We start from the raw sequence: 13005 nt of genomic DNA on the forward strand, positions 1-13005 counted from the left end.
CCGGGATCAGAAGGGGTACCAGCGCACGGTCTCGTCCCCGTCCCGCAGCGACGCCACCCGGCGTTCGAACTCGGCCAGCGCCTTGGGGTTGCCCGGCGCGTGCTGGGCGACCCAGGCGCAGCTGGCGGTCTCCCGCGCGCCGCGCAGCACCGAGCAGCCCTCCCAGGCGCGCACGTCCCAGCCGTAGGCCGAGGTGAAGGACGCGTACGCCTCGTCCGGCAGCCCGTAGCGGTCGTGGGAGAGGGCCATCACCACCAGGTCGTGCTCACGCAGATCCGCCGAGAACGTCTCCAGGTCGACCAGGACCGGCCCGTCCGGCCCGATGTGCACATTGCGGGGCAGCGCGTCGCCGTGGATGGGCCCCGGCGGCAGCAGGGGCGTCAGCGCGGCGGCGGCCGACGCGAAACCGTCGCGCCGCTCGCGCAGGTACGCCGCGTCCGCGGGGTCGATCGCGTCGCCCGCGAGCCGCAGCCAGCGTTCCACCCCGCCCAGCAGCTCGCGGGGCGGCAGTGCGAAGGGGGGAGCGGGCAGTGCGTGGACCAGCCGCAGCAGTTCGGCCAGATCCCCGGGTCCCGCGGGCCGCACGGCCTCCGGCAGCCGGTGCCACACGGTCACCGGGTGCCCCTCCACCAGCAGCGCCCCGGGCTCGGCCGCCCGCACCGCGGGCACGCCCCGAGCCGCCAGCCACTCCGCGACGGCCAGCTCCCGGCGGGCCCGGTCCAGCAGCTCGGCGTCGCGGCCCACCTTGACGGCCAGGTCACCGGCGGCGAACACCGCGTTCTCACCGAGGGCGAGCAACCGCGCGTCCCGTGCCGCGCCGGGCAGCACTCCCGCCGCCGCCAGGACGTCCCGCGCCCGTGCCTCGTCCATCCGTCCCCTCCAGGTCCCCTCCGTGTCCGACCGCCGTGATCCGGCCAGCCGTCGGCCAGTGTCGCATTCGTACAGGTCGGGCCGTCTGCGCGGTGCCTTGACGAGGCAGACCGCTGTCACGGTCATGACGTGGCCCGATCCGGGCCCCGCGTTGCCCCGGGTCGCACACCGGGGCGCGCCGTCGACCACGGCCCGTGGTTCCTGGTGCCGCCCGCGCTGACCGCCCGTCGGTTGCACGAGACGTATCGTCTCGTCTATGGTCCCGGTATGACCAGTCCCGCTCACATCGCCATGTTCTCCATCGCCGCCCACGGGCACGTGAACCCGAGCCTCGAGGTGATTCGCGAGCTCGTGGCACGCGGCCACCGGGTCACGTACGCGATCCCGCCGCTCTTCGCCGACAAGATCGCCGAAACGGGCGCCGAACCCAAGCTGTGGAACACCACACTGCCGGGCCCCGACGACGACCCGGAGGCCTGGGGCACCACGCTGCTGGACAACGTGGAGCCGTTCCTGAACGACGCCATCCAGGCACTCCCGCAGCTCATCGAGGCGTACGAGGGGGACACGCCCGACCTCGTCCTGCACGACATCACCTCCTACCCGGCACGCGTGCTCGGCCACCGCTGGGGCGTGCCCGTCATCTCCCTCTCGCCGAACCTCGTCGCCTGGGACGGGTACGAGAAGGAGATCGCCGGGCCGATGTGGGAGGAGCCGAAGAAGACCGAGCGGGGACGGGCCTACTACGCCCGCTTCCACGCCTGGGTGGAGGAGAACGGGATCACGCGGCACCCGGACGACTTCGTGGGCCGCCCGGACCGCTCCCTCGTCCTGATCCCCAAGGCGCTCCAGCCGCACGCCGACCGCGTCGACGAGCGGGTGTACTCCTTCGTCGGGGCCTGCCAGGGCGACCGGGGCGCCGAGGGCGACTGGCAGCGGCCGGCCGGGGCGGAGAAGGTCGTCCTGGTGTCGCTCGGATCGTCCTTCACCAAGCAGCCGGACTTCTACCGGGAGTGCGTCAGGGCGTTCGCCGATCTGCCCGGCTGGCACCTGGTGCTCCAGATCGGCAGGCACGTCGACCCCGCCGAGCTGGGGGACGTACCGGAGAACGTCGAGGTGCGCCCCTGGGTGCCGCAGCTCGCGGTCCTCAAGCAGGCCGACCTGTTCGTCACCCACGCCGGCGCCGGCGGCAGCCAGGAGGGACTGGCCACGGCCACGCCGATGATCGCCGTACCGCAGGCCGTGGACCAGTTCGGCAACGCCGAGATGCTCCAGGCGCTCGGGGTGGCCCGGCATGTGCCCGCCGGCGAGGCGACCGCCGAGGTGCTGAGGGCGGCGGCCCTCGCCCTGGTCGACGACCCGGAGGTCGCCCGGCGGCTGAAGGGCGTCCGGTCCGGGATGGCGGAGGAGGGCGGCACCCGCAGGGCGGCCGACCTGATCGAGGCGGAGCTGCCGGCCCGGCGCTGACGAGCGCCGGGCGGCGCGGCCCCCGGACACGGGCAGGGGCCCGGCGGAGAACCGCCGGGCCCCTGCCGCGCCTACCGGATCACACCGGCACCCGCTCGCCCTCGTCGTCCCGCGCCTTGGGCGGCGCGACCGCCTCCGGCGACTCGTCGTGGGTCAGGTCGGGCATCCGGTGCAGCCACTTCGGCAGGTACCAGTTGCGCTCGCCGAGCAGCGCCATCACCGCCGGGAGCAGCACACCCCGGATGACCGTCGCGTCGATGAGGACCGCCGCCGCGAGGCCGACGCCCATCTGCTTCATGGACTGCATGGACAGCGTCCCGAAGATCCCGAACACGGCGACCATGATGATCGCGGCACTGGTGACCACGCCGGCCGTGGTGACCACGCCGTGCTGGACCGCGTCCCGCGTCGTACGGCCCCGCAACCGGGCCTCGCGGATCCGGGAGACCACGAACACGTGGTAGTCCGTCGACAGGCCGAACAGGATCACGAAGAGGAACAGCGGCAGCCAGGTGATGATCGCGCCGACGCCCTCCGCGCCCACCAGGGACGCGCCCCAGCCGTGCTGGAAGACCGCCACGAGGATGCCGTACGCGGCACCCACCGACAGCAGGTTGAGCACGATCGAGGTGATCGCGACCGTCAGCGAGCGGAACGACAGCAGCATCACCAGGAAGGCGAAGACCACCACGAAGGCGAAGACCGGGACGACGGAGCCGACCAGCTGGTCGTTGAAGTCCTGCGAACCGGCCACCTGCCCGGTGATCGGCGCCTCGACACCGTCCACCTCGCCGAGCGTGGCGGGCCGCACCTCGTCGCGGAGCTTGTCCAGGCTCTCGCCCGCCCTGTCCTGGTCGGAACCGCCGACCAGCGGCACGTAGACGAAGGCGACGTTCCGCTGGTCGTGCAGCTTGATCTCGACCGGGCCGCGCGAGGCACCCGAACTGACCGCCTGCTCCCGGAAGTCGGCGAGCGCGGCCTTCACCTCGGGCGCGTTGATGTCGTCCGCCCTGACGACCACCTCGGCCGGCTCGGAGCCGCCCGGGAACGCCTCGTTGACCCGGTTGTACGTCTGCACGATCGGCAGCGAGTCGCCGAACTCCTGGTCCAGCGTGAGGTTCTGCGTCTTCATCCCGAGCGCGGGAGCGGCCACGGCGAGCAGCGCACCGGTCGCCACCACGACGGCGAGCACCGGCTTGGCGAGCACCCGCTTCAGCACGGCCGTCCAGAACCGGCTGTCCGTGCTGCCGCTCGTGCGCCGCCGGCGCAGGAACGGCAGACGGCCCTTCTCGACCCGCTCGCCCAGCAGCGAAAGGAGCGCCGGCAGGACGGTGACCGAACCGACCATGGCGACGGCCACCACCATCAGCGAGGCCAGCCCCATCGCCTCGAACTCCGCGAGCCCGGTGAACAGCATGCCCGCCATGGCGACACACACGGTGACGCCGGAGACGACGATCGCCCGGCCGCTGGTCGCGGCGGCGATCCGCAGCGCCGTCTGTGCGTCCCGTCCGGCCGCCCGCTCCTCACGCTCGCGGCGCAGGTAGAACAGGCAGTAGTCGACACCGACGGCGAGGCCGACCAGCAGCATCACCGAGTTCGCGGTCTCGCTCATCGGCTGGAGATGGCTGACCAGGCCCATCAGACCCATCGTCGCCATGATCGCGGTGATCGCCAGAGCCACCGGCAGCAGCGCCGCCACCAGCGCGCCGAACGCGATCAGCAGGATGCCGAGCGCCACCGGCACCGCCGAGTACTCGGCCTTCTTGAAGTCGTCGCCGAACGCGTCGTCGAACGTCTTCATCATGCTGGCGCCGCCGATCTCCTCGATCCGCAGCGACTCGTGGTCCTTCTGGACGTCCTCCACGGCCTTCAGCACCGGCTCGACCCGCTCACCGGCGGTGTCGGAGTCGCCGCGCACGTCGAACTGGACCAGCGCGCTGCGCCCGTCCTCGGAAATGGTGTCGCTCTCGTACGGCGAGGTGACGTCCGTGACCTCGCCGGTCCTCTCCACGGCCGTGACGACCGCGGTGACCGCCGACCGGAACTCCTCGTCCGTGGCCGTCAGGCCTTCGTCCTTCGCCTGGACGAGCACGGTCTCACTGGCCGGCTCCTCGATGCCGGCGTCCTCGATGATGCGGGCGGCGGTGCTGGTCTCTCCCTTGAGCTGATCGCTGTCGCCGACGTCGACCCGGCCGGCGGCCGAACCGAGTCCCATCGCCAGCACGACGAACAGCACCCAGATGCCGACGGCCGCCCAGCGGTGCCGGGCGCTCCAGCCGCCGGCCCGGGCGGCGAGGCCCCGTACCCGCGAATCTCCGTTCCCCATGACGGGCTCGCTCCCTCGTGTTCGGCAGCGACCCCCTGCCGCCACCTGACCCTTTCGAAGGTAGGGGCCGGATAAGGCCATATCGTCGTGCTGTCCGGTGAAGCTCCGGGCCGCCGAGTCATCCCATCGGCGTTCACCTCCTCCCCACTGGGGAGGACGGCGGTCCCCTACACATACCCGGGGGCGTGGGGGACGATGATCAGGGTTCCGGAGCGCCGTCCGCCTTTCCGCAACCTTGTTGAATAAGTCACAGACGCGTGTACCGGTTGATCCTGGCCCCACCGGTCCGCCAGAGTTCCGCACAGCCCGCCCCACGCGGACCCGGCCGTCGTGCCCACCCCCACGGGGCACGACGGCCGTCCTATCGTGTGCCCATGTCGAAGAGATACGCGGCGCTGCTGCGCGGGATCAACGTGGGCGGCAGCAGGAAACTGCCGATGGCCGAACTGCGCGCGCTGATGGAGGGCCTCGGCTTCGAGGGGGTGCGCACCCATCTGCAGAGCGGCCAGGCGGTGTTCACCTCCGGGCACGGCGACGAGGAGTCACTGGCCGCCGAGCTGGCCGGGGCGGTCGAGCGGCACTTCGGGTTCGGCGTCGACGTGATCGTGCGCGATCACGCCTACGTGAAGGCCGTCGCCGACGGCTGCCCCTTCCCGGCCGACGCGTTGGAGCCCAGGCAGCTCCACGTCACCTACTTCTCCGCGCCCGTCACCCCCGAGCGCTTCGCCGAGATCGACCAGGCGGCGTACCTGCCCGAGGAGTTCCGCCTCGGTGACCGCGCGCTGTACCTGTACGCCCCGGACGGCCTCGGCCGCTCCCGGCTCGCCGAGCACCTGGCCAGGCCCCGCATCAACAAGGGCGTCGTCGCCACCACCCGCAACTGGAACACGGTGACGAAGCTCGTGGAGCTCACCGAGGGCTGACCGGGGACCGGGCGGGTCGCCGCCGGGATTGGACCAGTGCCGGGGCCGCGAAGTGGACCAGGTCCCCGCCCCCCGCCGCCCGTACGGTCGACGGCATGAGCAACGGATCACCCACCCGCGTCGACTGCTGGTTCGACCCCGCCTGTCCCTTCGCCTGGATCACCTCCCGCTGGCTGCTGGAGGTCGAGCGGGAACGCCCGCTCGACCTGCGCTTCCGCGTGATGAGCCTTTATCTGCACAACCTCGGCAACGAGCTGCCCGACTGGTACCGGGACCTGGTCGACCGCTCCGTCGGCCCGGTACGGGTGGCGGTGGCCGCCGCCGAACGGCACGGCGAGAAGGTGCTGCGCGACCTCTACACCGCACTCGGCACCCGCATCCACGAGCGCGGCACGAAGGACTTCGACACCGTGATCGCCGAATCCCTCACCGAACTCGGCCTGCCCCGGGACCTGGCCGCCGCCGCGCACGACCCGGCGTACGACGACGCCGTGCGCCGCAGCCACGAGGCGGGCGCCGAACCGGACTCGGGCGCCTATGTGGCGACGCCGACCCTCCACGTCGACGGAACGGTGTGGTTCGGACCCGTGCTGCGGGCCGTACCCCGGGGCGAGCGCGCGGCCCGGCTCTTCGACAGCTACCGGGTGCTGGCCACCGACCCCGACTTCTTCGAGCTGAAGCGGACCCGGACGGGCGGCCTGTCCTTCGACTGAGGACCCCTCGCCGGCGACGGGGGCCGGGGGCGACGGCGTCCGGCGGACGGGTCAGGCGCCGACCGCCGCGAACAGCGGCACCCGGGCCTCGTTGTACCGCTCCAGCAGCACCCGCGCCACTTCCGGCGCCGGGCCCAGCACGTCCGCCAGGACGTCGGCCTCCGCCGCGCCCCGGGCGATGCGGTCCGGCAGGAAGCCGGGAGCGAGGACGTACGGCGCGACGGCGACGCGCGCGCAACCGAGGGCGCGCAGTTCGCCTACCGCCTGCTCGGTGCGGGGGAGGGATGCGGAGGCGAACGCAGGCCGCACGGCGCACCAACCGGTGTGCCGCCACTCCCGCGCGATATCTGCGATCACTGCGATCGCCTCCGGGTCGGAGGACCCCGCCGAGGCCAGCACGACCCCGGTCGAGGACTTGTCGGCGGGCGTCAGGCCCGCCTCGTACAGCCGGCGTTCCAGCGCCGCCAGCAGCAGCGGGGACGGGCCCAGCACCCCGGCCTGGCGGATCCGCATCCGCCGCGGGGCCTCCGCCAGCACCGCCGGGATGTCCGCCTTGGCGTGGAACGCGCGGGTCAGCAGCAGCGGGAGGGCCACCACGTCGCGGACGCCCTCCGCGTCCAGGGACTCCAGCACGCCCTTCACGGAGGGGATGTTGAAGTCGAGGAACCCCGTCTCCACGCGCAGTCCCGGCCGCAGCGACCGCACCCGCCGCACCAGGTCGTGCACGGTCGCGGCGTGCCGCGGGTCGCGGCTGCCGTGGGCGATGACGAGCAGAACGGGACGGCGCATGACGTGACTCAGCCCTTCACCAGCAGGCCGCGGCTGCGCAGCACCCACCGCTCCAGCGGACTGAAGATCAGCAGGTCGATGGCGATACCGACGGTCAGGATCAGCAGGATGGCCTCGAAGACCATGGCCATGTCGCTGGCGTTGCGGCCGTTCTCGAGCAACTGGCCGAGGCCCACACCCAGGTCGGGGAAGGACGCGATGATCTCCGCGGCCATCAGCGAACGCCAGGAGAACGCCCACCCCTGCTTCAGGCCCGCCACATAGCCGGGCAGCGCGGCCGGCAGCACCACGTACCAGGTGCCCTTCAGCCCCGTCGCGCCCAGGGTCCGCCCGGCCCGCAGGAACAGCGGGGGCACCTGGTCGACGCCGGAGACCAGACCGTTGGCGATCGAGGGCACCGCGCCGAGCAGGATCACGGCGTACATCATCGAGTTGTTCAGGCCGAGCCAGATCACCGCCGGCGGCACCCACGCCACCGACGGCAGCGACTGCAGACCGGACAGGATCGGCCCGATCGCGGCGCGCACCACCTTCACCCGCGCCACCAGCAGCCCCAGCGGGGTGCCGATCAGCAGCGCGAAGAAGAAGCCCAGCAGGCCGCGCGAGACGGAGGTCCAGATGTAGCCGAGCAGCTCGCCCTGGAGCCACGCCTCGCGCAGGACGTGCCACACCGCGCCCGGCGAGGGCAGTTTGGTCGGATCGTCGACGATCTCGAAGGAGACCAGGGCCTGCCACACCGCCAGCACCAGCACGGCGGCCACCACCGGCGGCAGGACCTTCTCCCTGAGGGTCAGCCGCAGCGGCCTGCGGCCGGTCTGCACCGTCTCCAGTGCGTCGAGCCCCGCCTCCAGACCGGCGAGGTCGCCCCCGTCCTTGTCCTTCGCGGTCGTCTCAGTGCTGGCCATGACGGCGGATCTCCCCACGGAGTTCTTCGGTGATCTCGACGGACAGTTCCGCCACGGCGGTGTCCTCGATACGGCGCGGATGCGGAATGCCGACGGTCCACTCACGGGCGATCCGGCCCGGGCGGGAGGACAGCAGCACCACCCGCTGCGCGAGCCGGACCGCCTCGCGCACGTTGTGCGTGACGAACAGGACCGAGAGCTGCGTCTCGCGCCAGATGCGGGTCAGCTCGTCGTGCAGCACGTCCCGGGTGATGGCGTCGAGGGCCGCGAACGGCTCGTCCATCAGCAGCAGCCTGCTCTCCTGGGCGAGCGCCCGGGCCAGCGCGACCCGCTGACGCATGCCGCCGGACAGCTCGTGCACCCGCTTGCCGTGCGCGCCCTTCAGCCGTACGAGCTCCAGCAGCTCCTCGGCCCGCCCGCGGCGCTCGTTCTTCGGCACGCCCCGCAGCTTCAGGGCCAGTTCGATGTTCTTGCCCGCGGTCAGCCACGGGAAGAGCGCGTGCTCCTGGAACATCAGGGCCGGCCGTCCGTCCGTGCTGATCCCGCCGGCCGTGGGCCGGTCCAGGCCCGCGACCAGGTTCAGCAGCGTGGACTTGCCGCAGCCCGAGGCACCCAGGAGGGTGACGAACTCACCGGGCGCGACATCGAGCGTGATGTCGTCCAGCACGAGCTGCTGCCCGGCCGGGCCCGCGAACGACTTCGAGACATGCTCGATCCGGGCGGCGTGCGTGGCCGCTCCGATGCCGTCGGCGGCCTTGGCGAGGGTCGTGGCCATGGTCGTCACCTCCTGGGAACTCTTCGTGATCCGGGCTTACCTGGCGCCGAGTCCGGCGTCGTCGGCGGCGGGCTCGCCCGCCGCCTTCAGGACCTTGTTGAGCAGCGTGAGGTCGTAGACGCCGTCCAGGTCCGGCTGCTCCAGCAGGCCCGCCTCGACGGCGTGCTCCGCCTGGGCGTCGAGCGTGGCGGCCAGCGGGTCGTCGGTGAACCGGATGGACTTCCACGCCGGGTCCAGCACCTCGGCCGGCAGCGCCTTGCCGGAGTCGGCCGCCAACTGCTCGTTGGCGACGGTCTTCGCCTCGTCCGGGTGGGCGTTGATCCACCGGTTGGTCTCGACGGACGCCTTCAGCACCGCCTCGACGGCCTTCGGGTGCTCCTTCAGGAACTCCTGGCGCACGATGATGTTCGTGATCACGAACTTCTCGTCCGGCCACAGGGACGACTCGTCCAGCAGTACCTTGCCGCCCTCGGCGACCAGCTTCGACGCGGTCGGTTCCGGCACCCAGGCGCCGTCGATCGACCCGGCCCTGAACGCGTCCGGGGTGACCTTGTTGTCGCTGCGGACGACCGTGACGTCGCCCTTGCCGCTCTGGGCGTCGACCTTCCAGCCCTGCCCGGCAGCCCAGTTGAGGAACGCGACGTCCTGGGTGTTGCCGAGCTGCGGGGTCGCGATCCGCTTGCCCTCGACGTCCTTCAGGGACGTCACCCTGTCCGGGTTCACCACGAGCCTGACCCCGCCGGACGCCGAACCGCCGATGATGCGCAGGTTCTTGCCGCCGGACTTGGTGTAGCCGTTGATGGCGGGGGAGGGGCCGATGAAGCCGATGTCGATGGAACCGGAGTTGAGCGCCTCGATCTCCGACGGCCCCGCGTTGAACACGGCGTACTTCGCCTCCGTGGCGCCGAGTGCCCTCTGGAACAGGCCCTTCTTGTTGCCCACCAGCGCGGTGCCGTGGGTCAGGTTGCCGAAGTAGCCGATCCTGACGGAGTCGAGACCGTCGATCTTCTTCGCCCCGGCGGCGACCTTCACGGAGTCGTCGTCCTTGGCCTGGGACCCGTAGCCGCAGGCGGCCAAGGAGAGCAGCGGGAGCAGGGCTGTGACGGCGAGGGCACGGCGCAGGACGGATGTGGCAGGCACGGGAGGTGTTCCTCTCGGTGGCCCGGCGGTCACGGTCTCTCAGGTCGTGGCCGGGAAGTCGGCAGGTTTTCGTCTACGGCGGTGGGAGGTGAGGGCGCGCGAGCGGTGCGCGTACGTCATCGCACACATCGGCCCACTCCGCCCTGTCCGGCGCCGAGGGCGCCTCCCCCGGACTTCTTCCGGGGGGACCCCCAGCCGACACGGCCGCCCTCCTTCGCGAACCCGGTGCCGAACCCGGTGCAGAAATCGGTGGAGTTCATGCTCAGAAGTCCCACCCGTCCTCGTCGGCCTCGTCCTTGACGGGCTCCGGCGCGGCGAACGACTCGCCGACCATGCCCGCGGTGAGCGTGGTGCCGTCACCGGGGTCGATGAGGATGAACGAGCCGGTACGCCGCGAGTCCGCGTAGGAGTCGGCGGGCAGCGGTTCGGCGGTACGGATCTTCACCCGGCCGATGTCGTTGGCGGTCAGCCGGCCCGGGTGCGGGTGCAGGGACAGGTCGTCCAGCGTCAGCCGGGACGGGATGTCCTTCACGATCGCCTTGACGGTGCGGGTGCCGTGCTTGAGCAGGACCCGGTGGCCGACGGTCAGCGGCTGGTCGGCGACGTGGCACACGGTGGCCTCGACGTCCTGCGAGGTGGCCGGCGCGTCCTTGCTGGGGACGATCAGGTCACCGCGGGAGATGTCGATGTCGTCGGCCAGCAGCAGCGTCACCGACTGCGGCGTCCACGCGGCGTCGACGGGCTTGCCCAGCAGGTCGATCCCGGTGACCGTGGTCGTGCGCCCGGACGGCAGCACGGTCACCTCGTCGCCCACCCGGAAGGTGCCCGCCGCGATCTGGCCGGCGTAGCCCCGGTAGTCCGGGTGCTCGGCGCTCTGCGGCCGGATCACGTACTGCACGGGCAGCCGCGCGTGGCAGTGCGCCAGGTCGTGGCTGACCGGGACGGTCTCCAGGTGCTCCAGCACCGTCGGCCCGCCGTACCAGTCCATGTGCGCGGACGGCTCCACCACGTTGTCGCCGACCAGCGCCGAGATCGGGATCGCGGTGACCTCGGGGACGCCCAGCTCGCTCGCGTACGCCGTGAACTCCTCGGCGATCGCGGCGAACACGGACTCCCGGTAGTCGACCAGGTCCATCTTGTTGACGGCGAGGACGACGTGCGGGACCCGCAGCAGGGCGGCGATGGCGGCGTGCCGCCGGGTCTGCTCGACGACACCGTTGCGGGCGTCGACGAGGATCACCGTCAGCTCGGCCGTCGACGCGCCGGTGACCATGTTCCGCGTGTACTGCACATGGCCCGGGGTGTCGGCGAGGATGAACCGGCGCCGGGGCGTGGCGAAGTAGCGGTAGGCCACGTCGATGGTGATGCCCTGCTCCCGCTCGGCCCGCAGGCCGTCGGTGAGTAGCGCGAGGTCGGGCGCCTCCTGGCCGCGGTTCGCCGACGCGCGCGCCACGGCCTCCAGCTGGTCGGTGAGGACCGACTTGGAGTCGTGCAGCAGCCGGCCCACCAGGGTGGACTTGCCGTCGTCGACGGAACCGGCGGTGGCGAACCGCAGCAGGGTGGTGGCCGCGAGCTCCTCGGTCGTGATGGTGCTCATGTCTAGAAGTACCCCTCGCGCTTGCGGTCTTCCATCGCGGCCTCGGAGAGCTTGTCGTCGGCGCGGGTGGCACCGCGCTCGGTGAGCCGGGAGGCGGCGATCTCGGTGATCACCTTCTCGATGGTGTCGGCGTCGGAGTCCACCGCGCCGGTGCAGGACATGTCGCCCACGGTCCGGTAGCGCACCAGCCGCTTCTCGACCCTCTCGCCGTCCTTGGGGCCGCCCCACTCACCGGCGGTCAGCCACATGTCGCCGCGCCGGAACACCTCGCGCTCGTGCGCGTAGTAGATCTCGGGCAGTTCGATGCCCTCGCGGGCGATGTACTGCCACACGTCCAGCTCGGTCCAGTTGGACAGCGGGAAGACGCGGACGTGCTCCCCGGGGGCGTGCCGGCCGTTGTACAGGTTCCACAGCTCGGGGCGCTGGCGGCGCGGGTCCCACTGGGAGAACTCGTCGCGCAGCGAGAACACCCGCTCCTTCGCGCGGGCCTTCTCCTCGTCCCGGCGCCCGCCGCCGAACACGGCGTCGAACCGCTCGCTCTGGATCTTCTCGGTGAGCGGCACCGTCTGCAGCGGGTTGCGGGTGCCGTCCGGACGCTCCTTGAGCACCCCGCGGTCGATGTAGTCCTGCACCGAGGCGACGTGCAGCCGCAGCCCGTGCCTGGCGACCGTGCGGTCGCGGTAGTCGAGGACCTCGGGGAAGTTGTGCCCGGTGTCCACGTGCAGCAGCGTGAAGGGGACCGGCGCCGGGGCGAAGGCCTTCAGCGCCAGGTGCAGCATGAGGATGGAGTCCTTGCCGCCGGAGAACAGGATCACCGGCTTCTCGAACTCGCCCGCCACCTCGCGGAAGATGTGCACCGCCTCGGACTCGAGGGCGTCCAGGTGGGAGAGGGCGTACGGACTGGCCGTACCCTCCTCGACAGTGGCGACGGTCGTCATGCCAGTCCCCTTTCGCTGAGCAGGGCGTACACCGACGCCGCGGACTCCTGCACGGTCTGGTTCTGCGACTCGATCCGCAGATCGGGCTTCTCGGGCTCCTCGTACGGGTCGTCCACGCCGGTGAGGCCGGTGAGTTCACCCGCGGCCTGCTTGGCGTACAGGCCCTTCACATCGCGTACGGAGCACACCTCGACCGGGGTGGCCACGTGCACCTCGACGTAGGGCGTTCCGCTCGCCGCGTGCCGCCCACGGACCGCGTCCCGGCTGTCGGCGTACGGCGCGATCACCGGGACGAGCGCGGTGACGCCGTTGCGGGCGAGCAGTTCGGCGACGAAGCCGATGCGCTGCACGTTGGTGTGCCGGTCCTCGCGGCTGAAGCCGAGGCCCGCCGAGATGAACTCGCGGATCTCGTCGCCGTCGAGCACCTCGACCCGCCGGCCCTGCTCGCGCAGCCGGCCGGCCAGCTCGTGGGCGATGGTGGTCTTGCCGGCGCTCGGCAGACCCGTGAGCCAGACGGTGGCTCCGGTCGTCACGTAATTCTCCTGGTTCGTCGAAGGCG

12 protein-coding genes are annotated in these 13005 nt (G+C 71.7%); 3 read left to right on the top strand and 9 right to left on the bottom strand.

Annotated features, from left to right (window positions below; all coding sequences use genetic code 11):
* Positions 1-6: 6 nt before the first annotated feature.
* A complete protein-coding gene (locus F1615_RS01705) occupies positions 7-870 on the bottom strand; it encodes a phosphotransferase enzyme family protein (RefSeq protein WP_149547028.1) in 864 nt (287 codons plus the stop codon).
* Positions 871-1137: 267 nt separating this feature from the next.
* On the opposite strand from F1615_RS01705, the gene mgt reads away from it, so the two are divergent.
* The gene (mgt, locus tag F1615_RS01710) at positions 1138-2337 is read left to right on the top strand and encodes a macrolide-inactivating glycosyltransferase (protein ID WP_425385611.1); all 1200 of its coding nucleotides are present in this window, start codon (positions 1138-1140) and stop codon (positions 2335-2337) included.
* A gap of 79 nt (positions 2338-2416) precedes the next feature.
* Here mgt and F1615_RS01715 read toward each other — a convergent pair whose 3' ends face one another.
* Positions 2417-4666, bottom strand: a complete 2250-nt coding sequence (locus F1615_RS01715; protein ID WP_149547029.1) for an MMPL family transporter — start codon at positions 4664-4666, stop codon at positions 2417-2419.
* 374 nt (positions 4667-5040) lie between these two features.
* On the opposite strand from F1615_RS01715, the gene F1615_RS01720 reads away from it, so the two are divergent.
* Together F1615_RS01720 and F1615_RS01725 are read left to right on the top strand one after the other, a co-directional pair.
* A complete protein-coding gene (locus tag F1615_RS01720; protein WP_149547030.1) occupies positions 5041-5589 on the top strand; it encodes a DUF1697 domain-containing protein in 549 nt (182 codons plus the stop codon).
* A gap of 95 nt (positions 5590-5684) precedes the next feature.
* Positions 5685-6302: a DsbA family protein gene (locus F1615_RS01725; protein ID WP_149547031.1), complete on the top strand. Its 618-nt coding sequence runs from the start codon at positions 5685-5687 to the stop codon at positions 6300-6302.
* Between the two features lie 51 nt (positions 6303-6353).
* On the opposite strand, the gene F1615_RS01730 is transcribed toward F1615_RS01725, so the two are convergent.
* From F1615_RS01730 to cysC, 7 genes are all read right to left on the bottom strand, one after another.
* A complete protein-coding gene (locus tag F1615_RS01730; protein ID WP_149547032.1) occupies positions 6354-7091 on the bottom strand; it encodes a sirohydrochlorin chelatase in 738 nt (245 codons plus the stop codon).
* Between the two features lie 8 nt (positions 7092-7099).
* Positions 7100-7996 carry an ABC transporter permease gene (locus F1615_RS01735; protein WP_037925923.1) on the bottom strand — a complete coding sequence of 299 codons (897 nt, stop codon included), beginning with the start codon at positions 7994-7996 and terminating at the stop codon, positions 7100-7102.
* A complete protein-coding gene (locus F1615_RS01740) occupies positions 7983-8771 on the bottom strand; it encodes an ABC transporter ATP-binding protein (protein ID WP_149547033.1) in 789 nt (262 codons plus the stop codon). Before F1615_RS01740 ends, F1615_RS01735 begins: the two co-directional genes overlap by 14 nt.
* Positions 8772-8807: 36 nt before the next feature.
* A complete protein-coding gene (locus tag F1615_RS01745) occupies positions 8808-9911 on the bottom strand; it encodes an aliphatic sulfonate ABC transporter substrate-binding protein (RefSeq protein WP_149547034.1) in 1104 nt (367 codons plus the stop codon).
* 262 nt (positions 9912-10173) lie between these two features.
* Entirely contained in the window at positions 10174-11508 is a 1335-nt protein-coding gene (locus F1615_RS01755) for a sulfate adenylyltransferase subunit 1 (protein WP_149547036.1), read from the bottom strand.
* A gap of 2 nt (positions 11509-11510) precedes the next feature.
* Positions 11511-12446: a sulfate adenylyltransferase subunit CysD gene (gene cysD / locus F1615_RS01760; RefSeq protein ID WP_149547037.1), complete on the bottom strand. Its 936-nt coding sequence runs from the start codon at positions 12444-12446 to the stop codon at positions 11511-11513.
* Positions 12443-12979 carry an adenylyl-sulfate kinase gene (gene cysC / locus F1615_RS01765; protein ID WP_149547038.1) on the bottom strand — a complete coding sequence of 179 codons (537 nt, stop codon included), beginning with the start codon at positions 12977-12979 and terminating at the stop codon, positions 12443-12445. The genes cysD and cysC overlap by 4 nt, the downstream gene beginning before the upstream one ends.
* Positions 12980-13005: the final 26 nt, after the last annotated feature.

It is taken from the genome of Streptomyces marokkonensis (genome assembly GCF_008312835.1).
GTDB lineage: Bacteria > Actinomycetota > Actinomycetes > Streptomycetales > Streptomycetaceae > Streptomyces > Streptomyces marokkonensis_A.